The organism is Mesorhizobium sp. LNJC405B00 (assembly GCF_000502615.1).
In the GTDB taxonomy this organism is placed as follows: Bacteria; Pseudomonadota; Alphaproteobacteria; order Rhizobiales; family Rhizobiaceae; genus Mesorhizobium.
The window spans coordinates 376444-399772 of record NZ_AYWC01000004.1 but is presented as its reverse complement, the minus strand read 5'-3'; the positions used below and the strand labels follow the sequence as shown (position 1 = coordinate 399772).

21 protein-coding genes are annotated in these 23329 nt (G+C 61.6%); 5 read left to right on the top strand and 16 right to left on the bottom strand.

The features are described from left to right. From X756_RS154440 to X756_RS154500, 13 genes are all read right to left on the bottom strand, one after another. Entirely contained in the window at nt 1–417 is a 417-nt protein-coding gene (locus X756_RS154440) for a c-type cytochrome (RefSeq protein WP_023712217.1), read from the bottom strand. Further along, nucleotides 398–1276, bottom strand: a complete 879-nt coding sequence (locus X756_RS154445; protein WP_023729520.1) for a cytochrome c oxidase assembly protein — start codon at nt 1274–1276, stop codon at nt 398–400. The genes X756_RS154440 and X756_RS154445 overlap by 20 nt, the downstream gene beginning before the upstream one ends. After that, on the bottom strand, nt 1273–1614 hold the full coding sequence (locus X756_RS154450; RefSeq protein ID WP_023729519.1) for a hypothetical protein: 342 nt from the start codon (nt 1612–1614) through the stop codon (nt 1273–1275). The genes X756_RS154445 and X756_RS154450 overlap by 4 nt, the downstream gene beginning before the upstream one ends. After that, a complete protein-coding gene (locus tag X756_RS154455; protein WP_023729518.1) occupies nt 1614–2219 on the bottom strand; it encodes a cytochrome c oxidase subunit III in 606 nt (201 codons plus the stop codon). The genes X756_RS154450 and X756_RS154455 overlap by 1 nt, the downstream gene beginning before the upstream one ends. Continuing rightward, nucleotides 2216–4192: a cytochrome c oxidase subunit I gene (gene ctaD / locus X756_RS154460; protein WP_023729517.1), complete on the bottom strand. Its 1977-nt coding sequence runs from the start codon at nt 4190–4192 to the stop codon at nt 2216–2218. Before ctaD ends, X756_RS154455 begins: the two co-directional genes overlap by 4 nt. Then, nucleotides 4189–5202, bottom strand: a complete 1014-nt coding sequence (coxB, locus tag X756_RS154465) for a cytochrome c oxidase subunit II (protein WP_023729516.1) — start codon at nt 5200–5202, stop codon at nt 4189–4191. The genes ctaD and coxB overlap by 4 nt, the downstream gene beginning before the upstream one ends. Beyond that, nucleotides 5199–5732 carry a c-type cytochrome gene (locus X756_RS154470; RefSeq protein WP_023668011.1) on the bottom strand — a complete coding sequence of 178 codons (534 nt, stop codon included), beginning with the start codon at nt 5730–5732 and terminating at the stop codon, nt 5199–5201. The genes coxB and X756_RS154470 overlap by 4 nt, the downstream gene beginning before the upstream one ends. Next, nucleotides 5729–6520 (bottom strand): substrate-binding domain-containing protein, encoded by a 792-nt coding sequence (locus X756_RS154475; RefSeq protein ID WP_023668012.1) that lies wholly within the window; start codon nt 6518–6520, stop codon nt 5729–5731. Before X756_RS154475 ends, X756_RS154470 begins: the two co-directional genes overlap by 4 nt. A gap of 58 nt (nt 6521–6578) precedes the next feature. Next, a complete protein-coding gene (locus tag X756_RS154480) occupies nt 6579–8456 on the bottom strand; it encodes a methanol/ethanol family PQQ-dependent dehydrogenase (protein WP_023729515.1) in 1878 nt (625 codons plus the stop codon). Beyond that, nucleotides 8453–9235 (bottom strand): heme-binding protein, encoded by a 783-nt coding sequence (locus tag X756_RS154485; RefSeq protein WP_023712209.1) that lies wholly within the window; start codon nt 9233–9235, stop codon nt 8453–8455. The genes X756_RS154480 and X756_RS154485 overlap by 4 nt, the downstream gene beginning before the upstream one ends. A 274-nt stretch (nt 9236–9509) precedes the next feature. Then, entirely contained in the window at nt 9510–10559 is a 1050-nt protein-coding gene (locus X756_RS154490) for a chemotaxis protein CheB (RefSeq protein ID WP_023729514.1), read from the bottom strand. A gap of 135 nt (nt 10560–10694) precedes the next feature. Then, nucleotides 10695–11663, bottom strand: coding sequence for a manganese catalase family protein (locus X756_RS154495; protein WP_023681124.1), 969 nt, complete (start codon nt 11661–11663; stop codon nt 10695–10697). A 367-nt stretch (nt 11664–12030) separates the two neighbouring features. After that, nucleotides 12031–15183, bottom strand: a complete 3153-nt coding sequence (locus tag X756_RS154500) for a GAF domain-containing protein (protein ID WP_023729513.1) — start codon at nt 15181–15183, stop codon at nt 12031–12033. A 219-nt stretch (nt 15184–15402) separates the two neighbouring features. Here X756_RS154500 and X756_RS154505 point away from each other — a divergent pair, with 219 nt between their 5' ends. From X756_RS154505 to X756_RS154520, 4 genes are all read left to right on the top strand, one after another. Further along, nucleotides 15403–15657 carry a hypothetical protein gene (locus X756_RS154505; RefSeq protein WP_023668018.1) on the top strand — a complete coding sequence of 85 codons (255 nt, stop codon included), beginning with the start codon at nt 15403–15405 and terminating at the stop codon, nt 15655–15657. A gap of 128 nt (nt 15658–15785) precedes the next feature. Continuing rightward, the gene (locus tag X756_RS154510; protein ID WP_023729512.1) at nt 15786–16844 is read left to right on the top strand and encodes an alpha/beta hydrolase; all 1059 of its coding nucleotides are present in this window, start codon (nt 15786–15788) and stop codon (nt 16842–16844) included. Between the two features lie 20 nt (nt 16845–16864). Further along, nucleotides 16865–17395, top strand: coding sequence for a DUF1003 domain-containing protein (locus tag X756_RS154515; RefSeq protein WP_023681128.1), 531 nt, complete (start codon nt 16865–16867; stop codon nt 17393–17395). Nucleotides 17396–17637: 242 nt separating this feature from the next. After that, nucleotides 17638–18030 (top strand): response regulator, encoded by a 393-nt coding sequence (locus tag X756_RS154520; protein ID WP_023687818.1) that lies wholly within the window; start codon nt 17638–17640, stop codon nt 18028–18030. A 185-nt stretch (nt 18031–18215) separates the two neighbouring features. On the opposite strand, the gene X756_RS0134050 is transcribed toward X756_RS154520, so the two are convergent. The 3 genes from X756_RS0134050 to X756_RS154530 form a co-directional block, all read right to left on the bottom strand. Beyond that, nucleotides 18216–18392 carry a hypothetical protein gene (locus X756_RS0134050; RefSeq protein WP_023687819.1) on the bottom strand — a complete coding sequence of 59 codons (177 nt, stop codon included), beginning with the start codon at nt 18390–18392 and terminating at the stop codon, nt 18216–18218. 192 nt (nt 18393–18584) lie between these two features. Then, nucleotides 18585–18821: a hypothetical protein gene (locus tag X756_RS154525; protein ID WP_023668023.1), complete on the bottom strand. Its 237-nt coding sequence runs from the start codon at nt 18819–18821 to the stop codon at nt 18585–18587. A 19-nt stretch (nt 18822–18840) separates the two neighbouring features. After that, on the bottom strand, nt 18841–19680 hold the full coding sequence (locus tag X756_RS154530) for a Crp/Fnr family transcriptional regulator (protein WP_245264476.1): 840 nt from the start codon (nt 19678–19680) through the stop codon (nt 18841–18843). A 308-nt stretch (nt 19681–19988) separates the two neighbouring features. On the opposite strand from X756_RS154530, the gene X756_RS154535 reads away from it, so the two are divergent. Beyond that, complete coding sequence (locus X756_RS154535) at nt 19989–23318, top strand: DEAD/DEAH box helicase (protein WP_023729510.1); 3330 nt, start codon at nt 19989–19991, stop codon at nt 23316–23318. The last annotated feature ends 11 nt before the right edge of the window (nt 23319–23329 follow it).

Sequence of the window (23329 nt, the reverse complement as noted above, 5' to 3'; positions counted from 1 at the left end):
TTACCTCAACGCATAGAGATAAGCGGCGATGTCCCGCGCCTGTTGCTCGGTGATCCTCGTAGACGGCATGGCCGTGTGCGGATTGACTTCTCTCGCCGAGCGTATCCAGCGGATCATGTTCTCCGGATTGTTTGCCAGCAGGCCACCGATAAAGACCCTGTCGGCAAGGCCACCGTCCAGGCGGGGTCCGACCTGGCCTTGCGCACCCGGCACGCCGGGTATCGTATGGCAGCCGGAGCAGCCATTCGCCGTCATGATTGGAATGGCGCGAGCGCCTACGCCCCCGGTCGCCGCATCCGACTCGTGCCGGACACGGTCGCGCCGGTCGGACCACAAGGTCGCCGCTGCGACAGCCGCGGTCAGCAGCAGGATTGCGGCAAGGGCGCCCCCGATCAGCCTACCCAGGTCGGAGCGCATGTGTTGCCTCCCTGGTTGCGCTGCTGCTTATCCACAGGCCGGCGAGCAGCAGGGCGGCGCCGCCATAGATCAAGCCGGCCGGAACCCACATTACCAATCCGGCGAGCTGCTGGTCCTCGATCGCGGTCAGTCCCCACAATGCCGCGCCGGCGCCATTCTCCGGATACCAGAGTTTGGGCGACATCAGCAGCAGGACACCGAGCAGGCCGGTATGAAGCGAGGTGAAGAAAAGATGCATGACGGAGCTGCCAGAGGTCTGCTGCCGACCGGGGCGCGGTAGGAGCGCCCACCAGAACAGCAAGGCTGTGGCGAGGAAGCTCGCATGCTGGGCATAATGAAGAAAGCCCTGCTGGAGCGCTGCCTGGAACAACGCCGGAATGTGCCAGATCCAGATGGCGACGCCGTGAATGATCGTCGCGTTGAGGGGGCGGATCACCAGGGCCCAAACCGATTGCAGCGTCTTTGCGCGCGTGAGCTTGCCCGTTCCGCGGCGAAGTGAGGCCGGCAAGGACCAGAGCAGGACCGCCCCTGGGCAAGCGGCGACAAGGAGGGGCGCCGCGACCGCCATCAGCAGTTCATGCTCGATCATATGGGCGGCAAACACCCGCTCGCCGAGCGCATGGATGGGGCTGACCAGTGCTGCCGTCAGCGCGCCCCAACCCGCGGCGAAAAACAACGCCTGCCGCATCCGCTCGGGACGGCCTCGGCTGCTGCGGCGCCACAACCGAGTCGCTCCGATGGCATAAAGGAAGGCAATCGCGGCCAGCGGAAACGTGATGGGAAATGCGAGCGTCCATCCGGCCTCGGGCGCGCCGGCGCCGTAGCAGATCGAGGTCGAGAAGAACGCGTCGAAGCTCATCGCAGGCACTCGTCGAGAATGAGAGCCGCGCTGCCTTGCATGATGATGACGAGGGCAAACAGCAATGCCGCAAGCATGCCGAGATCGGCGACGAACTGCTCGGTGCTGCGCGTGCGCTCAGGCTTGAAGGCGGCGCCGCCCTGCCGCTTCGCCCGCCATGACAAGGCACCGCCGAGCAGCGAAAGCGCGGCGAGCACCAGTGCCACGGGAAGCACCACCGGCACCTGGCGGTTGCACTGCCATGGTACGAGTGCGTAGTTCAGCTGCGTCGAGATTGCCCAAGCCATCGGCCCCGACAGAAGACCACCCCAGGACGTTCCCTTTTTCAACGCACGCATCAGCCTAGCCTCGGCATCCAGTAGATGAGCAGATAGATCGGGATCCAGGTCAGCACCACGAAATCCCAATAGAAGACATTGTCGCCGACATCGCCGAAGCGCCGGCCGCTATAGCCATGGCGTGTGAACATCAGCACCGTCAAAACGATGGTGTCGCCGACATCGGTGATCAGGTGTGTGGTGTGCAGCCCGAGCAGCACCCAGAGCATCGAACCATAGGCGTTCGTGTCCCAGTAGATGTTCAGCGCCGGGAATTCGAACCAGCGCACGACAAGCGGGGCCAGACCGAGCAGCGACATCACCACCAGCCCGATCCGCACCGGCACGATCGCGCATTGCTTGGCATAGCCGTGGAGCATGTGGTTCGGCACCACGCTGATGATAAACAGGATGGTGACGATCGTTCCGGGCCAATGGTTGGGTTCCGGGGCGCTTAGACGCCAATTGGGCCACAAGGTCGCGAGATAGAGATAAGCGCCCGCGGCCAGCGCGAAGCCCATCCCCTCCAGTGCCATGAAGCCGAGCGTTCCCCACCAGGTCGGGCTGCGCGGACCATGTCTAAAGGTCGGGAGGTCCGAAAGATCCAAGCTGGGACGCTCACTCATCCCTCATCCTCCGGGTCGTCCTTGGGCCAGAACCAGCCGATCAAGGTGATGGCGATCGGCGCGGCGCCCCAGACGATCGCCCAGGGCGTGAAGATCGAATAGACAAACGTACCGCCGACGGCGATTGCCGCCAGCAGCGGCCAGATCGACGGTGTCGCCGATTTCTCGCGAATGTCGGGGTGGGCTTCCGCCACGGTTGAGATCAACAGCTCACGGACATCGACGCGGAGTCCGGTCGCCACAGGCGGCGCCTCCCGTTCGGCCCAGAGCGGCTCGACGTGTGTGACAATCGGTATCCGCGCGAAATTATAGCTTGGCGGCGGCGAAGACGTCGCCCATTCGAGCGTACCGGCATCCCAGGGATTGTTTCCGGCCAGTGCGCCCTTCAACGCGCCGTGTATAAGATTGAACGTGAACAGTACGAAGCTGAGGAAAAAGAGCACCGCGCCGGCGCTGATGAACAGGTTGATGTTGCCCCAGCCAAGCTCGGCCGGATAGGTGTAGACCCTTCGTGGCATGCCCCAGAGCCCGACGAGATGCATTGGGAAAAAAGCTGCGTTGAAGCCGATGAAAGCCAGCCAGAAATGCCAGCGCCCGAGACGCTCGCTCATCATGCGGCCGCTGATCTTGGGGAACCAGAAATAGGCGGCGCCCAGCAGCGGGAAGACCGAACCGCCGATCAGCACGTAATGGAAATGGGCGACGACGAAATAGGTGTCGTGCACCTGGAGGTCCAGCGGCACCGAAGCGAGCATCACGCCGGTGAGGCCGCCGATGACGAAGATGAAAAAGAAGCCGAACACGAACAGCAGCGGCGTGCGGATCACCGGCCTGCCGTCCCACAAGGTCGCCAGCCAGCAGAAGATCTGAACGCCATTGGGGATGGCGATCAGCATGCTCGACGCGGTGAAGAAGCTGGCGCCGAGCTTGGGTAGCCCCGTCGCGAACATGTGATGGACCCAGAGGCCGAACGAAAGGAAACCGACGGCGATCAGCGACAAGACCAGCCCGAGATGCCCGAACACGGGACGCCGGGCGAAGACCGGGATGATCGCGGAGACCATGCCCGTCGCCGGCAGGAAGATGATGTAGACCTCGGGATGGCCAAAGAACCAGAACAGATGCTGGAAGAGCAGTGCGTCGCCGCCCTCGGCGGGGTTGAAGATATGTGTGCCGACCAGCCGGTCGAGGATCAGGAAGGTCGAGGTGATCATCACCGCGGGCATGGCGAAGACGACGACGAAGGAGGTAACCAGCATTGCCCAGACGTAGAGCGGAATCCTGTCCAGCGACATGCCGGGGGCTCGCTGCTTGAACACGGTGACGATGGTTGCCACCGCGACGGCGAGTGAGGAAACTTCTGTATAAGTGATCATCTGGGCCCAGACGTCGGCCCGCTTGCCCGGCGCGAATTCGGGGCCTGACAGCGGCACATAAGCAAACCAGCCGACGTCGGGCGCCATGTTGAGCGCGAAAGACACCCAGGCGAATATGCCGCCCGAAACATAGATCCAGTAGCTGAACGCGTTCAGGCGGGGAAAGGCGATGTTGCGGCTGCCGACCATCAGCGGGACGAGATAGATGCCTGTCGCCTGCACGATGGGCACGGCGAACAGGAACATCATGGTCACACCATGCATCGTGAACAGCTGGTTGTAGAGGTCCGGGCCGATCAGACCGCGCTGCGGCCCTGAGAGCTGGATGCGCATGGCGACAGCGTTGAGCCCGCCCAGGCACAGAAACACGAAGGCGGTGATCAGATAGCGCCGTGCGACGACCTTGTGGTCGACGCTCGACAGCGCGCCGATGATGCCGGGGGGCGTGCGCCATGTCCGCGCCAGCCAGCGATCCAGGCTGGCATCGTCCATGCCGGTGTCGCGCGGTCCGTCATGCTCGGGTGCGACGTCGCCCGCGGTAGAGGTTTCACGCACCGGCGGCAGGTCGCGTTCGCTTGTGAGGTCCGCGCTGCTCATTTAAGCGCCTCGAGGTAGGCGACCATGGCGTTGAGTTCGTCGCCGCTGAGCTCCACCACCGGCATGTGGGATCCGGGCTTGATGCCCTGTGGGTCGGCTATCCAGGCGGCGAGATTGCCGCGGCTCATTGTCAATGTCCCGGCGGCAAGCGTCTGCCGGCTGGCTATATGGGTGAGGTCAGGGGCGACCGTTCCTCCGGCAGGCGTGCCGCCTATTCTGTGACACATCACGCAAGGGCGCTTCAGAAACAGATCCTGGCCGGCCTTGGCTTCGTCCCCCGTCGGAGTAGCGGCCGGCTGCAACTGGTCGTTCCACCAGGCGTCGAACTTCGCACGCGGCTCGGCGATGATGAAGGTGCCCATGTTTGCGTGCTGCGCCCCGCAGAACTCGGCGCATTGACCTCGGTAAACACCAGGCTTGTCTGCCTTGAGGTCGAGCACGTTCATGTGGCCGGGAATGAGGTCGAGCTTGCCCGAAAGGCTCGGGATCCAGAAGGAATGGATGACGTCGGTCGAGGTCAGAAGAAGCCGCACCGGCTCCCCGGCTGGGATATGGATCTCGTTCGCCGTGGTCAGGATGCGGCTTGGCGTGGCATCCTCATAGCGCACCTCCCACCACCATTGATGGCCGGTGACCCGAATGGTCAGTGCGGCATCCGAGCCGATCGCGGCGAGCGTCCTGTTGGCGAAGAAGCTCAGCAAGGTCAGTCCGATCAGGACAATGGCGGTCAACCCGACGGCGGTCATCACCGCGCGCAGCTTCCGGTCGTCGGCGCCGGCCTCGATCGCGAGCGGCTCCGCCTGCGCGCGCGACCGCATCATCAAGGGCACGACGAGGGCGATCATCACCAGCACCCACACCACGGCGCAGAGCGCGGTGAAGAACCAGATCAGCCACGCCAGTTCGCTCGCCGCGGGACCTTTCGGGTCGAGGGCGGATTGCCAGCCCGCGCATCCCTGGAGCAACAGAGCCCCGGCGGTGGCGAACGCCATCGAGACGAGACGTTTCACGGCGACTTCCCCAGCGTGGCCGCGTCGGGCATGCGGTTTTCCGAAGGATGCGCCATCATGTCGTCATTGCGTTGCGGCGCGGCGGAAGACGGCGCGTTGCCGCTCAGCGAGCGCACGAAAGCCGCAAGCTCCCAGATCTGGTCGTCGGGAATTTTGTCGCGGAAGCTCGGCATGCCGTTTGGCCGACCGTCGCGGATCGTGGCATGGATGCTTTCGATCGAGCTGCCATAGAGCCACTTCTGGTCCATCAGGGCCGGCCCCATGCCGCCGCCGCCATTGGCGTGGCATCCCGAACAGTTGAACCAGCCGAAAAGCCGTTTCCCTTCGCTCATGTGGAAGGCGTTGGCCTCGAAGCTCGCCGCCTTGTTGTCGCTGGCGGGGGGCCGCTGTCCGCCGGGCTCCAGCGTGGTCACAGGCGTCGGCTGCTCGCCCGATCCGAGCGCCGATTGCGGGCGCGTGTCACGTTCCTCGCGCTGGCAGGCAGCGAGCGCCAGGACTGGAAACAGGAGCATGGCCACAACGGCTCTCATCGGACCGGGCTCCCCGGGGCATCGAGGCGCGGCACGCCATACTGTGACAGCAAGGCATCTATCTCGACCTTGTGCCTGGACAGGGCGCCATTGACATCGCCGCGCAGCGCATCGTCTTCGCGGCGGACGCCCATCGAGATGTCGTAGATCATCGGCAGTTGCGGTCCGTCGATGCGGGGCGCAACCGGCGTGATGCGGAGCGGCACCTTCTGCCTGGCGGCGAAGTAGCCGGCGAGGGGGCCCCAGACCACGGCAAGGTCGATCTCGCCACTCGCCACCGCTTCGACGATGCGCGCCGGCGGGTTGGGGGCGGAATAATCGCCATAGACCGGATAGCCAACGAGGTGCCCGACGATACCGCGGCGGCCAAGCGCCTGGACCGGAGGCGAATTGGCGCCATCGTCGCCGATGAGCTGAACACCGATCCGCATGTCGCGCAGCCGCGGATCATTGAACGATGCTACGTCGGGGCCGTCCCTGCGGGTGACGAAGACATAGGACGATCGGTAGTAGGGCGTGGTGGTGCGCAGCATTTCGAGGTTGCTCGGCGTGCCCGGCACGAGATCGCACAGGCCCGCCTTCAGCGTGTTGCGGATGAAGCCGCGACGCTGCGCCCACCAGGTATAGGTCAGCTTGGCGCCGAGATCGGACGCAACGATTTCGGCGATCCTGTTCTCGAAGCCCTGACCTGCCGCGTTGGAGAACGGCATGTTGTTCGGATCGGCACAGACCCTCAACTCACGTGCGTCGGCTGTGGCCGTCAAGAACACGAAGGCGATGGCGGCCATGCCGATCACCAGCCGTTGACACGCCTTTCGCGCCGGACCTACGGTCAAGTACAATCCATCAAGGCAGCCGGAACACATAAAGCGTGCCTCCCGAGGTTGTCGCGTTCTTCAGATCCTTCATGGCATTGACGAAACCGAGCGCGGCGGTGGCGTCACGCGGGTCAAGATCGCCCGATACAATGGCGCCGGCCCAGCCACCGACGCCTGAGAGGATGGCGACATATTGGTGCCCGTCGGGACCGCGATAGGTGATGGGCTGGCCGATGATCCCGGACGAGGTCTTGAACTGCCAAAGCAGGTCTCCGGTCTTGGCGCTGACCGCCTTGAACCAGCCTTCCATCGTGCCATAGAAGACAACGTCGCCGGCGGTCACTACCGCGCCGCTCCACACCGGGAAATTCTCCTTGAGGCTCCATGCGGGTTTCTCCGCGGCGATGTCCCAGGCGGTGAAGGCGCCGCGATTACCGCCAGGCCCTGGTATCATGCGGACATTCATGCCCACATAGGGCGTGCCGGCGATGTAGTTCACCTCGACGCCTTCTTCATCCATGCACAGATTGTTGTGCGGGATGTAGAGCAGGCCGGTCTTCGGCGAGAACGCGGAAGGCTGCCAGTCCTTGAGGCCCGACGCCGTCGGACAGATATCGCGAACGACCTTGCCGGTGCCGGTCTTCTTGTCCGGATTTACGATCAGCCGGCCGGTTTTCAGATCCACACCTTTGCTGGAGTTGACCGGACCAAAGGGTTTTGCCGACAGCACCTCGCCGGTGGTCCGGTCGAGGATGTAGAGATAGCCGTTGCGCTCCGGCCGGATCAGCACCTTGCGCGGCTTGCCCTGCCAGGTCATGTCGAGCAGGATCTGCTCGTTGATGCCGTCATAATCGTGGAGGTCATGCGGGCTCCATTGATAAAACCATTTCGCCGCGCCGGTGTCGGGATCGCGCGCGAAAATGCCAGACGTCCACTTGTTGTCGCCCGGCCGCAAATCCGGATTCCATGGTCCGGGATTGCCGGTGCCGTGGAAGATCAGGTTCAGATCGGGATCATAGGAAATCCAGCCCCACATGTTGCCGCCGCCGATCTTCCAGGCTTCCGGCGGCCATGTCGTGACGCCAAGATCCTTGCCTTTGTCCATGTCGTAGTGCGGCTTGAAGTCCGGTCCGATCAGCACGTCCTTGTCCGGCCCGGTGCTATAGGCGATCCAGACGACATGACCGTCGCCGGCGTCGAGCGCCTTTACCCAGCCGCGAACGCCCATCTCGCCGCCGGAATTGCCGACCAGCACTTTGCCCTTCACCACAAGCGGCGCCATGGTGATGGTCTCGCCGATGTTGATGTTGCCGACATGAGTGTTCCAGATCGGCTTGCCCGTGTTCGCATCAAGGGCAATCGTGTGGCCGTCCAGCGTATTGAAAAAGATGCGCCCGTCGGCGAATGTCACCCCGCGGTTGACGACGTCGCAGCAGGCCACTCCCTGTGCCGCCGGCTCGGGATTGGGTTCATACTTCCACTTCATCGGGGCGCCGGGCTTGGAGAGATCGAGCGCATAGACGAAGTTGGGAAAGGGCGTCACGATATACATGGTGTTGCCGACGACCAGCGGCGCTGCTTCCTGGCCCTTGTTCACGCCTGTCGAGAACGTGAACGCGACCTGCAGGTTCTTGACGTTGCCTTCATTGATCTCGGAGAGTTCGCTGAAGCGCGTCGACGCGTAGTTCTTGGCCGGCATCGTCCATTGCCCGTCATCGGGTGGCGAAGCTGCGGCTGGCGGTACGATCGCTGGTGTTTTAGGAGGCTCGGACGCAGCGCCCAGAAGCAGCAGGCAGGCGAGCAGCGTCACCAGAAGGATAGCGCCAAAGGAATTCCCGGCTGCCAATTTGCGGGTACGTCGTTCTACGTCAACGCGCGTTAATGCCAACTGCGGCATAGCTTTCATTTATTGATCGAGCCTCCCACGCCGGCGCCGAGTTCGGCGGCGATGTCGGCCTCCGTTCCGGCACAAAGCGGATGGCCCCAGCCCGAAGCGCTTTTGCCGCCGGGGTCCAGATCGTAGACAATGGCATCCTTGCGATTTGGATTGACGCCTGCCGGGACCTTGTCGAAGCCGAGCGCCGCGCGGATACGCCAGGCGACATTGTGATCGGCGCATGAGGAATCGCCTGAAACGCCGAGGCCGCCGACAATGCTCTTGCCGTCGTAGAGGGCAAGTCCGCCGCCAAACACCACGACGCCTCCGATCGGCTTGCCGACGAGCGGGTCGCCGGCGCTTCCGAACGTTTTGGGATCGCCCGTATAGGCCGCGGCCTGGTTGACGGGATTGGTCTCCTGCAGGCCAAATAGCGGCCCGCCCGGCTGCACCCCCGCATAGAGATTGGCCGTCGAGAGGGCCATCTGAGCCAGGCTGAGACCGTTGGCCGTGTTGGCTTTCTCCGCTGCTATGAGCCGACTTCCCGGCCATTGCGAGTCGGGGGTGGGGCCGCTGAACGCAATCGCGCAGACAGTGCCGTCACGGGCAACGATGGCTGCCCATTCGTTGGTCTCAAAGCCGCCATTGGCTGGTCCGCCGCTTGCCTTCACGTTGGCTTTGAGGGCTGCAAGCAGCTTGTCGTGGTCGGCCGGACAGGGTTCCTGCGCCATGGCCTCGTGCCCGTGGAACAGGCCACCCATCAGCAACAGCAGGCCAAAAAGAGGTACGAAAAGCTGCGAGCGATACATTGTCCTGGCATTCGTTTACAAAACAAGGACCACCCAGGCAGACCGCAGAATGCGAGGATACGTCCAATGGGTCAGTGCCTAACTCGCGTAATGCTTCTATGTTCCTGCTTTGCATAAAATTCGTGCAGTTGGATTTGGGTGCAGGTGTTCAATCAAAGCATGGGACCTGGATACCCGTGGCCACAGGCCAAGCGGTGAGGCAACGCGGCTGATCCAGGAAAAATGCGATCGGGATGGCGCAGACGCACCCGCCCTGACAAACGCTGTTGCCTTGTCACGGCGTTCGACGATGGATGATCTCTTCAATAAGTTTCGCGTCGGCTTCGTACTCCGCGGCCCGCGCAGCCATTTGGCTGGCCAGGCTGTGTCTTTCCCGCGCGGCTTCGCGTTTTGCCGTACGTTTCGCCAACTCAGCCCGCTGCTGGTGCGCTCTTAAAAGGCTCCAAAGAGCCTGTTCCGCATCGTCAGCCTGGGCCTGCATTAAAACGTCCGCTCCGAACGCATGTCCGGTGTGGCAGCGGTAACGGGTAATCGGCCCGTCTTCGATCTCCCATAGGGGGCCATGACATTCGGGGCAGACAAATGTCGAGGGGGCGCCAAGCTGGCCTTCGGTCAATTCCATTGTGCTGTGCTCCTGAGCTGCAATCGCTGCCTCAAGGCGGATGCCGGACGGGATTTCTGGTGTCGGTCCTGCGATTTCGGAAGCAAGCCTGTGCAACAGGCCAGCCATTTCGGACAGAGGGACGCAATGGTCGATTTCCACATTCTGCAAGGCGCTCAGCGGCATGTCGGGTACTGCAGCGTCGCCGGGGTCCTGGACTACGCTGACGCCTCCGCACATCTTGATTGCGTGCAGGCCGGCGGTGCCGTCGGAGAGGCTGCCTGTGAGCACGACGCCGATCACGCTGCCGCCAAAGCTGCAGGCGGCCGACCGAAACAGGGGGTCGATGGCGGGGCGCGCCAGGTTCTCGCGCGGCCCGCGCCGCAGCAGCATATGATCGTCGTGTAACAGAAGGTGAGCTCCCGGCGGTGCAACGAAGATGTGCCCGTTTTTAACCTTCATGCCGTTGGAGGCATTTGCAACGGGCATGTTGGCAGCGCGACCGAGAATGTCGCCGAGGTAACTCGTGGGACCAACGTGCTGTACGACGAGGAGAGCCGCCGGGATGTCCGGCGAAAGATCGCGGACAAGTCTCTTCAGCGCGTCGACGCCGCCGGCCGATGCTCCGATTGTCACGATGCACCGGTTCTCGCAACCGTCGGGACGGACCTTATCCGGCTGGCCCGCACGCTCCGAATCTGGTCGTGGTGCGGCGGTGGCCATGGTTGCTTCACCCACATTCAGCACAGATGTCGATGCGAGCGCTCCGGCCAGTCCGTTGCTGGTCGGATGCCCTGCCTTCGTCGGTCTTAGCTTCCGGCCGCATCGCGGAACATAGATGCCCGCGTCGGCTCTGTGCTAACGCCTACGTGCGCGTTTGACGGCAGCCTCTGCCACGGCCGGGGCCTCCTGAATGCTTGCCGCGCCGCCGAAATCGGCGTTCTTGGTACGGCCAGCTCCCGGGCCTGCTCCTAGATCAGCACCTGTTGTCGGATCGGAAGCCGGATCGGAAAGCGTACGGTCGGCCATCCTGGCCACCACCTTCATGTCTTTGGCCCCCAGCTTGACAGTTGCCAGGCCGTCTCCGCCGTCGACGGGCATCACCTCTTCAAGGTCATCGATCCGATCCCACTCTTCGCCGGAATTCCATGGGCCAGCGACATCGCCGTCGCCTTGAGAGGTGTTGACATACATGCTGGCGTACTTCTCTACGCCTGGGAGCTTGCCGGAAGGGAAATTGTTTTCGATCGCGTAGAGTGCTTTCTCAAACGACTTCTGGTGCGCGATCTCGCGGGTCATCAGGAAGCCGAGCGCGTCCTTGATTCCCGGGTCGTCGGTGATGTTGATGAGGCGTTCGTAAACGATCTTGGCGCGGGCTTCGGCGGCGATATTCGACCGCAAATCCACCGTAGGTTCACCGCGCGAGTCGACATAGGCCGCGGTCCAGGGAACGCCGGCTGAGTCGCACAGCGCGGGAGCGCCGCCGAACAGAATTGATTCCTTGGCTGTTGTGCCGCTGGCGCCGATCATCAGGTAAAGGTCGGCTTCCTTCATTTGGCCCTCGGCCAGCTGTGCCTTGAGCCCCTTGTTGAGCATGGTGACGATTGATCCCACCACTTCGAGATGGCTGAGTTCTTCGGTCGCAATATCGAGCAACATGTCGCGACGGCCAAGATCGTCCTCGCCAAGCCCTTGCGTGAAATAGCGCATGGCCGCTGCAAGCTCGCCATCGGCGCCGCCGAACTGTTCCATGATCATGCAGGCCAGGCGAGGATTCGGCTCCGAGACGCGAACGGTGTATTGCAGGCGCTTGTTGTGCATGAACATGGACATCTCTCCGGTTAGACCATCCGAACATCCCGGCAAGTTGATTGTTCCATCCGGCCATCGGCCAGCGAGCATTTTTACGGTAACTTCAGTGTTGAGCATCGCAGGGAGCCAGAGGCGGCATTTATTTCTCCGACCGGTGACCGGCGGCAACGAGATTTCGATCGTGCTGCGCCATCACGGCAATGAGCAAGGCCGCGGATGGGCAAGAGGTAGACAAAATCTGGAGGGATATTGGCTCGGAAAAGTGAAGCCGGGCCATATTAATACGATGTCGGTGTCGACACCTTCGGCCCGTTTCGCCGCACACCTTACGCGGCAAACGCCGGGTTCGGTCACACGGCGAGCGTCGCGGGCTGTTGCCCGTTCACTTTCGATCCAGCACCTTCCGGACTTTCTCTGCCAATTCGTCGATCGTGTAGGGCTTGGTCAAAAGTTCGGTTCCGAAATCGAGCGTGCCGTTGTGGACAATCGCATTTCGTGTGTAGCCGGTGGTGTAGAGCACTTTTAGCGACGGGTGCATTGTCTTGACCTGACCCACCAGCTCCCGGCCCGACATCTCCGGCATCACCACGTCGGTGAACAGAAGCGACGGCACTTGCCCGCTTTCGACGGCCACCAGCGCTTCGCGTGGACCTTGCATTTCCAGCACGGAGTAGCCCAGTTCCCGCAGCGCTTCCGCGGCCATCAGCCGGACGCGATCTTCATCCTCGACAACCATGATGATCTCGTCTGCACAGCCGGGGTGCTCGCCTGCCACGACGTCGATTTGGCTGTCGAGCACGCCATGGTGCGAGCGCGGCAAATATATTTTCAAGGTGGTTCCGATGCCCTGCTCGGAATAGATCTTCACACTGCCGCCGGACTGGCGAACAAACCCATAGACTTGGCTGAGTCCCAGCCCGGTGCCTTTGCCGACCCCCTTGGTGGTGAAGAACGGATCGAAGGCTCTTGCGACAACATCAGCAGTCATGCCCGTTCCTGTATCGGTGACCGCTATCATCACATACTGGCCGGAGGGGATCGCGTTCTCCCTGGCATAGCGATCGTCGACGTGGGCGTTTGATGTCTCGATCGTCAGCTTGCCGCCAGCAGGCATGGCATCCCTTGCGTTGACGCAAAGGTTGAGCAGCGCGCTTTCCAATTGCCCTGCGTCGGCCTCGACATGCCATAGGCCCGCGGCGAGCACGGTCTCGATCTGGATGGTCTCGCCAAGCGTCCGGTTCAGCAATTCGCTCATACCGGAGACGAGGCGATTTGGATTCAGCCGCTTCGGCGCCAGTGGTTGCTGGCGGGAAAAGGCGAGCAGTCGCCTGGTAAGTTCTGCGGCACGTTGTGCTCCATCGATCGCGCCGGTTACGAATTGGTGGACGTTGGTATCGCCGTTTCTGAGCTTGCGCTGCACAAGGTTCAGGCCGCCGATGATGACGGCCAGCATATTGTTGAAGTCGTGCGCGATGCCACCGGTGAGCTGTCCGACAGCTTCCATCTTCTGGGCTTGGCGCAGGTGCTCTTCTGCTCTGGCGCGTTCCGCAACTTCATCTTTGACACGTTGTTCGAGCGTGCCGTTGAGTGTCTGCAGCGCCTTGAACAGCCGGGAGTTGTCGATGGCCGTCGCGGCATGGCCGGCAAGCCCCAGCAAGGCCGCTTCTTGCTGTTCGGCGAACACGCCGGTCTCTGAATGACCAAGGAAGAGGCCGCCCAGGACCTCGCCCGAACGCGAGACGACCGGCACGGCGAGATAGGAACGCACCGGCAGATGGCCCTCCGGCATTCCCTTGCGGGGCCAGTTCTTTCCGTAACGCGGATCGGTGAGGATATCGTCGGAACGCACCACGCTTGTGCCGCGGAAAGTGGGCTCGAACACCGCGGTGTTGCGCGGCATGGGAAAGTTTTCGAAAGCAGAACGAGGTGCCCCCGAAAGGGCGTAGAGCACATAGCTGTCGCCCTTGTCGTCGATCACATTGTAGAAGAAAGCTCCAAATTGTGCGCCCGACAGCACGACGCCGGCATCGGTTACCGTCTGGACAATTCGCTCCACGTCAAGCTCGGCCGCCACGGCTGCCGCAGTAGCGTTCATCAACTGAAGCTGATGCTCCACCCGCTTTCGCGCGGTGACATCAACCACGGTGCCGATGAAGCGGATCGCACGGCCGGACTGGAAAAGCGCTTCCCCCGTTGCGGCAATCCAGCGCTCCTTGCCATCCCGAAGGCCGATCGTCCGGTATTCGATGTCGTAGCGGGAGGGGGTGCCCGGCGCGAGCGACTGGCGTACGGCCTCGTCGGCCCGTGCGCGATCTTCCGGGTGGAGGCCCGCCAGGAAGGCGCTTTCATATGTCACCTCCGCGTCCGGCGGCAAACCAAAAAGGGCTTTGCACCGGTCGTCCCAACGCAGCACTCCGCTGATGGGATCGTAATCCCAGGTGCCAATAGCGGCCGCGTCGGTGGCAAGCCTCAGCCTCTCCTCGCTGGCCCGTGCCGCCTGTTCCGAGCGAACGCGCTCGATGTGAGCCCAGGACCGCTCCGTCACCTCGGTCAGCAAGGACAGTTCGCGTTGCGACCAGACGCGGCGCTGCTTGTCGTGGATGGCCATCAGGGCAGTCAGTCGACTTTGTTTGACCAAAGGCATACAGATAGTTGCCGTTATCCCGATATCCTGAAAGGTCTTCGCTTCCTCGGGAGCAATTTCCTCAAGGTTGTTGTTGATGATAAGCGGCTTGTTGGCGCTGAGGTTGGTGACAGCCAGGCGACCGAAATCGGCAAGACTGTAATATCCCCTGATGCTGGGCGAGCCAGGTGCGCTCCAATCGCCGCGGATGGTGAAATGGTCTTGGTCCTGCTCCATGTCGGCATAGGCGCAAATCGAGACGCCAAGATGTTCGCCGAGGAGCCGAGTGGTGATCTGCATGACAGCATCGGCGTCGGCCGCGAGGGCTATCTCCCTGCCGAGGCGGTCGAGAAAAGCAAGGCGTTCGGCGTTCTCACGCAGGGCCAGTTCGGCGCGAAGGCGTTCTATCGCCGTACGCGTCCGGTCCGCGACTGCCGAAATGAGGGCTACTTCCTCCGTCGCCCAGCGTCTGGGCGCGGAGTGGTTCAGGTATAACAGCGCCACCAGCCCGCCATGCTCGGTAACGGGCATGTTGATGACGGATTGGGCGCTGATGGCTTTGAGTGCCTCCGCATGGCTGCTGGTTCGCGGATCTGTCTCGGCGTTTTCAAAGACAACGGTTTCGCCTCGCTTCAAATCCTCGATATACGAGCCGTAGTTCCTGAAATTCAGCGTCCCAGCCAGGCTTTTGATGCCTGGCGCGTTCCAATCCCTGTCAATGGTGATCGTTTCTTTCTCTAGATCGATCGTGCCGTATCCGGCTCGGCTGATGCCAAAATGGTTCCCCAGCAGTTCCGCGGCTGCGTAGGCCAGTTCTGCGGGATCCGTAATCTCGCGAATACGGTCGCCCAGCGCTGCCAAAAGCTCGAAGCGCTGCAGTTCAGATCGCGGATTGCTTGAAGTGGCCCCCATTTCGCCCCCGTTTTGCCCGGACTTAAATGCAGTCTGCGGCCAAGAGTTCCCCGCAGGACGGCAGTTTCTTTGGCGGGCCGGTCAGCCGAACACGCCGCACCGGTCATAGGTTAATGACAGCTTGGCGCGCTGTGGCGGATAAAGGGGAAACCAGCGGCACTTGACGAGGTCCCGCTGGCTGGGTGCCCGAACCGCACTTCACTCGTTTGGAGACGTTTGATGCTTGACCGACCCATTCTTACGAATACGGACGCTCTCTATCCAGACGACCTGAAAACGCTTCGGTCGGTCTTCGACGCGCTGTGTCAGGAATTTGAGATTTCGTCGGACACTACCGCGGCAGAATCCATCGCGAGAGAGCTGGTCAGACTTTTCCAGACCGGGATGACGGAAGCGGCCATGCTGATGATTGCCGTGCGCGCACGTTGGCAGGGTGATTGGAAAATGGGAGGCAGCAGCGCTGCCCAGGCTTAACGGTCCCAACTCCATGGAGAAGGCCTACTTTAGCCGCTTGAGCCGGTTGTACAGCGTTGTCTTGTCTGGCGGAACAAGCTTTCGCCCCGAGAGTTGGGGTCGGCAGATGGTTTCCAACAGGCACGTGCATGGCGTTCGACAGAGATGGACCGAAACTCGCGACCGGGTTGCTCGCGGCCTCGTTGGCGGCGCTGGCGGCATACAACGCTATCCGCGCCAAACGTGCGATTGCCGGCCGGGCGTGCGGACGTGTGATGGAGATCTATGGTGTGCGCCTGCATTTTATCGAAGCCGGAACCGGCATGCCGCTGCTTCTCCTGCATGGCAATGGATCCATGGCGGAGGATTTCAAGTCGAGCGGCATCTTCGATGAGGCGGCAAAGACCTACCGGGTGCTTGCATTTGATCGTCCCGGTTTTGGGCGAAGCTCACGGCCGCGCGGCCGGCGTTGGTCCGCTCGCGACCAAGCCGACCTTATACATGCCGCGGCCTGCGGGCTGGGTATAGAGAAATACCTCGTGCTTGGACATTCCTGGGGAGCTTGGATCGCCCTCGAATTGGCGCGCAGGCATTCTCAATCGGTCGTCGGCATCGTGCTGGTCTCGGGCTATTACTATCCGCCACCGCGGCTGGATCTTGCACTGGCCGCACTCCCTGCACTGCCTGTGATCGGCACCGCGTTTCGTCACACCTTGCTGCCGCCGCTTGTAAGGCTTGCTTGGCATTGGGCAATGGAGAAGATCTTTAAACCCGCCATCGTCGCCAGCGAGTTCGCCGCACTCGCCAAAGATGTCGCCAGCCGCCCTTCCCAACTGCGGGCGGTTTCTCTGGAGACAGCATCGATGCTGGTCGCGTCCCTGTTGGGAAAGGCCAACTATAGGGACATTGCCGTGCCCACCGGCATCATGGCGGGATCCGGGGATCGGTTGTTCGACGCGCAACGCGATGCACGACGCTTGCACTCGGAAGTCGGTGGGTCTCTCCTTGAGGTGGTTCCGGGCGCCGGCCACATGGTTCATCAGAGCGCCCCCCAAGCAGTGGTCGGCATGGTGCACACTATTGCAGGACGGCACGCCTTGTTCCAAGCGGGCCGTGGGCAGCGACCCAAGTCGTGTGCCGACGAGTTCAAGGCAGATCCGGCCTCGCGGGAGCCACCGGCGATAAGCGACGCCGCTTGCACGGAATGATCTCCAAACGGGGCTTTCAAATGAGCGACCAGCGTCCAGCCGACATGCAGTCGGTGCTCCACCAGAACATACAGGCCCTGGTGGAGCACAGGCGACAGCAAGAGGAGCACCAAGGCGTTCAAGCGTGGGTCGCCGGCGCCGTTTCGCGCTTCGCGGGAAGCATGACTTTCGTCTATCTGCACCTTGCAATTCTTGTCGTCTGGGTCCTCGCGAACCTTGGCGCGATACCAGCCGTCCCAGCTTGGGACCCGACTTTCGTGATCCTGGCCATGGTCGCCTCGGTTGAGGCAATCTTCCTGTCTACCTTTGTGCTGATCAATCAGAACAGAATGGCCGCACACAGCGAGCGGCGAGCCGAACTGGATTTGCAGATCAGCCTTCTGAACGAACATGAAACCACGCGGCTGATCGAGATGGTGGCTGCCTTGACGGCGCGTCTGAATATCTCGACCCCGGCCGACAAAGAGCTGCCGGAACTCGCCGAGAATGTGGATCCCCAAAAGGTGATGACGCAGATCCAGCAAGCTTCTGGAGATCAGGAGAACGCTTGATTAAAGCGACCTCGTTGGCAACGGTTAAGCGTCGGCTACAACCTGTAATTCAGCCTCATTGTCCAAGGCTGTCGAAGCAGCTAAGCCGGTGTCGGCCTTTTCCAGGGTGGCTTCCCGACGTCACAAGTCCGCCGCGCAATCGAGGCAGCGTAGAGCTTCGATACCAACAGGCTGCTGCGCGTCAGATGGAACCAAGTTGACGCCGAACTCGTATTAGCGGTGGCGGCTTGGGGAGATTCCGGATGAGCGAAGGTGCTGTTCTGATCGTCGAAGATGAGACAATGATCCTGCTCGACCTCGAGTCAGCTTTGGAGGAGGCCGGCTTCCAGGTCGTCGGCACTCGGAGTGCCGCCGAGGCGCTGGCGGCTTTCGACCCCGATCCGACCAAGTTCAAGGCCGTGCTCACGGACATCCGTCTGGGAGCAGGACAGTCGGGGTGGGAGGTCGCTCGGCACTTGCGAAGGTCCAACTCGACCATCCCGGTTGTCTATATCAGTGGCGACAGCGCGGTACACTGGGGAGCGGAAGGTGTGCCCAACAGCATAATGATCACCAAGCCCTTTTTTCTGCCGCAGATCATAACTGCCGTTTCTCAACTTTTAAACGCGCAGCAAGGTGCAGAAACTCACCTCTAGGAATCGGACCCCGGCTCCACGAAACCACCGAACATTCTTTCTTCGGCCGATCGGCGCCGTCCGGCGTAAAGCGTTCGCGTCTGCTTGGGTCAAATGTCGGCGGCCTCAACCAGATGTCGACCTCAGCTCCTTTCCCTCGCCACCGGCTCGCATACACTCGGAAGCCCTCCCGAAAGCAGAGGCGCTCATTGGTTGAGCTTTCGGTCGAGTTCGTCAAGCAATGATCGATGCTCGCTGGGCATGTCCGCGTCTGTCGGCAGATCCAGCAACTGGCGAAGCTGGCGACGATTGGCGTCCGATGAAATCCACTCCCGTATGAGGCGGGCTATGACCTTTTGTTGTGCCTTGCCGATTTCTTCCATGTTAGATTCCGAGCTTGTCCGTTGGACGAACTCGGCGGCTCTTTGATGGTTCCCCGTCCTGTACACAAATCGAGGCACAATCTATGGGTTAATGCATGTCGCTCAAAAGTGGCCCTGGTTTTGAGACACGACACGCCAGTGGATGTTTGCAGTCCCAGTCCGCTCGCCTAACGCTGCGCGTAGAGTGCAAATTTATACGTTCGATTTTACCCGAAGCGAGAGGCTCAGCCGCAAAATCTTGGCGCCATTTTCATCGCGCACTTCGATAAACAATTGCTGCCCGTCGACGCTCTTCAGTGACTCTCTCGTGAGGTCGACAAGGCCCTCGAATCCCGCGCGGCGGACCTCCTCGAGGCCAGCGCATTCGACACCTATTTCGTCCTCGAAGATGAGATCGCCATCGCCGCTGTCGAAGAAAAATCGTGCCATCGGAGAGCTTCCGTCACTGCTAATCTGCGGGGTTCCTTTGGTGCAGGTAGGTCGTGTCGAAATCTCCTGCGTGAGTGAGGCCAGCCCAGTCCAGTGCGTGAACTTTTGATCCCGAGGTGGCAATGAGGCCTCTGCGTCGTAGTTCCTGGAGCATCCGGTTGACGTGGACCGTGGACAAACCCAGTGCATCGCCAAGGGCCGCCTGTGTAATGGGGATATCCGCCACGTGATCCTCAATGCGCCCCATGGAGCGCAAGCGAAAAATCAGTTCGCACAGGATGTGAGCCATGCGGGTGTATGCCTCGCGTCTTCCCACATTGATGACCCACTCCCTGTAAATCGCGGCATCTATTAACGTCGACCGCCAAAAAGCGGTGGCGATGCGAGGGTGCTGGTCGCAAACGGCGCGCAGAGTGTCATGCCGCATGAAACCTATTCGCGCCGGCGTAAGGGTCGAGAAGTTACAATCCATGACCGACAGATGCAGCCCATGCAGATCAGGAATGTCGCCGGCGACGAAGAATGATGTGATTTGTCGCTTTCCTTCGCCCGTATGTTTGGTGGAACCGACCAAGCCATCAAGAACGATAAACGAGTAAACAGGACGGTCGCCCTCACGCACCAGATCGTGGTTGGCCAAATATTCCTTCTCCTGGATCGGAATGCCTTTCAGAACGCCGATGTCGGCCTCTCGAAGATCCGAGATGGTCTGAAGCTTGCGAATGAGTACATCCGAGGATGAGGTGGGGAACAAATTGACTACCTGGCTGATGTTGGTGATCGAACTATTATCCGCGCCAAAAGTTCCGACTGGCATGGGGACATGTGCGCGGCGGCAGAAGGCGCCGCCGTGCGGCATGGTCCCATGCCTGGAGCGTTTTGCCAGCGTCGAGCGTGGTTGAAGATCCCGGAATGATCGAAGCACCAGTTTTTAAGACAGCCATAGGTGAGCAAGGCAGCAATGCATTAACCTATGACATAGGCTCGGTTAGAAATTTTCCCGCTGGGCAGCCAGCCCCAGGAGTTCGCCGATCACGGCGCAGCTTTGACCCTGTCGCTCCGCCCATTTCAAGGGCTGCACCCGCAGCCCGTCCTGGAACTCTTTGATGCGCCGCCAGGAACGGGGTGGCTCCGCTGACGTTGTCTCAGTGGCAAGGTGAGATTTCAGTGAACAGGCATATTTCGCGGACGGATGTCGAACAAATCGATCACACGGATGACAGCGGGTTTGCGATAGGGCACGGCGGACCGCCATCCTCAGCAATCGCGGTAGCGCTGGCCCGTGGCCTGGAGACCAGTCGGGACAAGCACATCATCCATATAGCTCCCTCGGAACGCAGTGCCGAGGAGATCGCCGGCGCCTTGCGTCAGTTCCTGCCTGACGCGGATATCATCTTGCTGCCGTCCTGGGATTGTCTGCCCTACGACAGGGTATGGCCCACACGCGCCAATATGGGGCGAAGGCTTCGCGCGTTGCGTGAGATCGCAACGAAGCCGGATCGCCCGCGCATCGCTGTAATGTCGCTCGAAGCCATTCTGCAGCGGGTGCCGCCTGCTCCGGTCATCGCTGCCGGTTTCACAATTCTGGAGGTGGGACAAAAGCTCGACCGTGACGATTTCAGAACCAGGTCCGAAGCAATTGGCTATGTCGTCGACGAGAGGGTCGACGAACCGGGTGAGATAGCCTTTCGGGGCGATCCCATCGATATTTTTCCTGCTGGCGCGGACGGCCCCGTTCGCATCATCGTTGGTCCCGATGCCTGCATCCGCCAGCTCAAGACCTACGACCCGCTCAGTCAGCTCAGCGATCAGGTTCGAGACTCGATTACGGTCGGACCGGCATCCGAGCTGATCTTTAAAGCTGGTGAGCATCCTGAGTTGACAGCGATGCGCGCGACGTCGATGGAGGAGCGCCTGGTCGCATCGTATGGCGCTATGCCATCCGTCTTCGATGCGGCTTCCAGCGCTTCGATCTCCTTCCTTGAAGGGACCGACGGGCAGCCGCTCGGCAGAATTCTGGATCTGGTCGAGGATGCACGTCGTGCCAGGCAGGAGGCAGCCGGAACGAAAAAACCTTTGCCGGGACGATTTTACCTATCCCGTGAAGAGTGGGACGCTGCTCTGCTTAACCGCTGCTGCGTGAGACTAGCCGTTTCTGCCGTGGGAGTTCCCAAATTCTTCCGCCAGGCCCGACCCGGGTATGATTTCGCGGAATTCATCAGAGGGCAGACGAGTGCCGGAGTCAGAGTAGTGTTCACCGGCGATGCCTCTGAACTGCAGCGAGCAGATCGCCTGCTCGATAGGAGACTAGGCCGGCGGGCAGAGGAAGCGGCCGACTTGCCGCAAATCCTTTCGGCCGCGAGGGGCTCTGTTCTCAAGGCTGAATTCGTCCTCGACGAAGGGTTTGTCGACGCGCAATCCAATATCGCCGTGGTGGCCGCATCCGACCTGTTTGGGCCCGCGTTAAAGGCGAGCGGGAGCGCGACCACGGGCATACTCGAACCCGAGTTGCGCATTGGCGATGTCGTCGTCCATGAAGACCATGGCCTGGGCGTGCTCGCCGCGGTCGAACAGGTCGAGTTGGCTGGCCAGCAACAGGATGTCGTCAGACTGGAATATCATGGCGGGGCTTCCTTGCTGGTTCCGGTCGACGACTTTGGACGAATATGGCGCTACGGCTCGGAACCGGAGGCAGTGTCGCTTGATCGCCTCAAAGGCGAGGGCTGGCCGAAGCGACGCGAAGCTGCGTTGCGCGAGATCGACAGGCTGGCCAAACGCCTCTTGAGTCTTGCCAAAATCAGGTCCAGCCAGCCTGCCGAGATCATAAAGCCCTCCCGCACGGACTTGGCCCGTTTTGCGGCGAGATTTCCCTATACGGAGACGCCCGACCAAGCGGCCGCCATCCGCGCTGTGCTCGATGATCTTTCGTCGGGAAGAACAATGAACCGGCTCGTCTGCGGCGATGTCGGCTTCGGCAAGACAGAGGTCGCCCTGCGTGCTTGCGCCGCCGCGGCTTTCTGCGGGAAACAGGTTGCTATCATAGCGCCGACAACGGTGTTGGCACGACAGCACTATGAGACGTTCAGCCGCCGCTTCGCAGGAACCGGGCTGCAGGTCGCCCACCTTTCAAGAATGGTCGGGGCAGCGGACGCGAGAGCGGCAAAAGAGGGTCTGCGGAGCGGCCAAGTTGCGGTCGTTGTGGGTACTCAGGCCCTGGCGTCCAGGAGCGTCACCTTCGCCAATCTTGGACTGCTGGTGATCGACGAGGAGCACCGGTTCGGGGTCAAGTTGAAGCGGGCCCTGCGGACCATGGCGCCTCGCCTCCATACGCTGAGCATGAGCGCCACACCGATACCCCGGACGCTGCAATCGGCGTTGTCAGGCATCCAGGACGTCAGCGTTCTAAACTCTCCGCCCGCCAAAAGACGTCCCGTTCGCACGATCTTGGCAGCGTTCGATCCAGCATCGGTGCGCGCGGCCCTCCTGCGTGAATTTCACCGGGGTGGACAGAGCTTCTTCGTGGTCCCGCGTATCGAGGATATTGCCCCGGCCTGTGACCAGCTGAACAGACTGGTGCCGGAACTCGGGGTCAAGACGGCGCATGGTGAAATGAAGGGGAGACAGCTGGACGAAGTCATGGTCGGATTCGCCGACGGTGATGGCGACATTTTGTTGAGCACCGACATCATCGAGAGCGGCCTCGATGTGCCGCGGGCCAACACCATCATCGTTTGGCGCCCCGACCGGTTCGGTCTGGCGCAGTTGCACCAGTTGCGGGGCCGGGTCGGAAGGGGGGCGGTGCAGGCCGTAGCGTTTCTTCTGACCCAACCTGGCGTTGAACTGGCCGAAGGCACCAAGGCCCGGCTTTCGACGATGCTTGCGCTCGATCGGCTCGGCTCCGGCCTGGCAATCAGTCAAAGAGACCTCGACCTGCGTGGCGCCGGAGATCTTTTCGGCGAAGACCAGGCCGGGCATATGAAGCTGATCGGAGTGGGCTTGTACGAGCACTTGCTGGAGCGGGCGGTCTCGGCGGCTGGCGGAGGGGCCGACTTCAGCAAGCAACTTGCCGAGATCAATGGCTCGGGAAAGGGGGCTTTTCCCGAGAGCTATGTCGACGAGCCTACGGTGCGCGTTGGCCTCTATGCGCGGCTCTCCCGCATCCGTTCGGAGCCGGACCTCGATACATTCAGCGAAGAGCTCGAGGACCGCTTTGGAGACATGCCTGGCGAAGTAGCCCTTTTGCTGGAATTTACCAGGTTGCGAATAGCAGCGTCGGAATTGGGCGTCGGCAAAGTCGATGTGGGTCCCGAGGCCATCGCGATCACCCCTCGGAACAAGCCGTCCGCGTCCCAATGGCGGAACAGCAAGGCGTTGGGCCTGGACTACCGGAACGGCCGCCTGATTTTCAGGCCGATCCAGCCCAGCGTCTCAGGCATCGATGCGGTTCGCTTAGCGCTTGATGCCCTACGCGCAGCCCAGCCAAAGCACGAGATCTGACGAGCCTTTTG

Bases quoted from the DNA above. Each gene is read 5' to 3' on its own strand.
- X756_RS0134050 (WP_023687819.1), bottom strand. From the start codon at position 18,392: ATGGAAGAAATCGGCAAGGCACAACAAAAGGTCATAGCCCGCCTCATA.
- X756_RS154485 (WP_023712209.1), bottom strand. From the start codon at position 9,235: ATGTATCGCTCGCAGCTTTTCGTACCTCTTTTTGGCCTGCTGTTGCTG.
- X756_RS154500 (WP_023729513.1), bottom strand. From the start codon at position 15,183: ATGGGGGCCACTTCAAGCAATCCGCGATCTGAACTGCAGCGCTTCGAG.
- X756_RS154520 (WP_023687818.1), top strand. From the start codon at position 17,638: ATGAGCGAAGGTGCTGTTCTGATCGTCGAAGATGAGACAATGATCCTG.
- X756_RS154440 (WP_023712217.1), bottom strand. From the start codon at position 417: ATGCGCTCCGACCTGGGTAGGCTGATCGGGGGCGCCCTTGCCGCAATC.
- X756_RS154445 (WP_023729520.1), bottom strand. From the start codon at position 1,276: ATGAGCTTCGACGCGTTCTTCTCGACCTCGATCTGCTACGGCGCCGGC.
- ctaD (WP_023729517.1), bottom strand. From the start codon at position 4,192: ATGAGCAGCGCGGACCTCACAAGCGAACGCGACCTGCCGCCGGTGCGT.
- X756_RS154515 (WP_023681128.1), top strand. From the start codon at position 16,865: ATGAGCGACCAGCGTCCAGCCGACATGCAGTCGGTGCTCCACCAGAAC.
- X756_RS154455 (WP_023729518.1), bottom strand. From the start codon at position 2,219: ATGAGTGAGCGTCCCAGCTTGGATCTTTCGGACCTCCCGACCTTTAGA.
- X756_RS154505 (WP_023668018.1), top strand. From the start codon at position 15,403: ATGCTTGACCGACCCATTCTTACGAATACGGACGCTCTCTATCCAGAC.
- X756_RS154475 (WP_023668012.1), bottom strand. From the start codon at position 6,520: ATGGCCGCCATCGCCTTCGTGTTCTTGACGGCCACAGCCGACGCACGT.
- X756_RS154495 (WP_023681124.1), bottom strand. From the start codon at position 11,663: ATGTTCATGCACAACAAGCGCCTGCAATACACCGTTCGCGTCTCGGAG.
- X756_RS154470 (WP_023668011.1), bottom strand. From the start codon at position 5,732: ATGAGAGCCGTTGTGGCCATGCTCCTGTTTCCAGTCCTGGCGCTCGCT.
- X756_RS154450 (WP_023729519.1), bottom strand. From the start codon at position 1,614: ATGCGTGCGTTGAAAAAGGGAACGTCCTGGGGTGGTCTTCTGTCGGGG.
- X756_RS154530 (WP_245264476.1), bottom strand. From the start codon at position 19,680: ATGCCGCACGGCGGCGCCTTCTGCCGCCGCGCACATGTCCCCATGCCA.
- X756_RS154490 (WP_023729514.1), bottom strand. From the start codon at position 10,559: ATGGCCACCGCCGCACCACGACCAGATTCGGAGCGTGCGGGCCAGCCG.
- X756_RS154510 (WP_023729512.1), top strand. From the start codon at position 15,786: ATGGCGTTCGACAGAGATGGACCGAAACTCGCGACCGGGTTGCTCGCG.
- X756_RS154525 (WP_023668023.1), bottom strand. From the start codon at position 18,821: ATGGCACGATTTTTCTTCGACAGCGGCGATGGCGATCTCATCTTCGAG.
- X756_RS154480 (WP_023729515.1), bottom strand. From the start codon at position 8,456: ATGAAAGCTATGCCGCAGTTGGCATTAACGCGCGTTGACGTAGAACGA.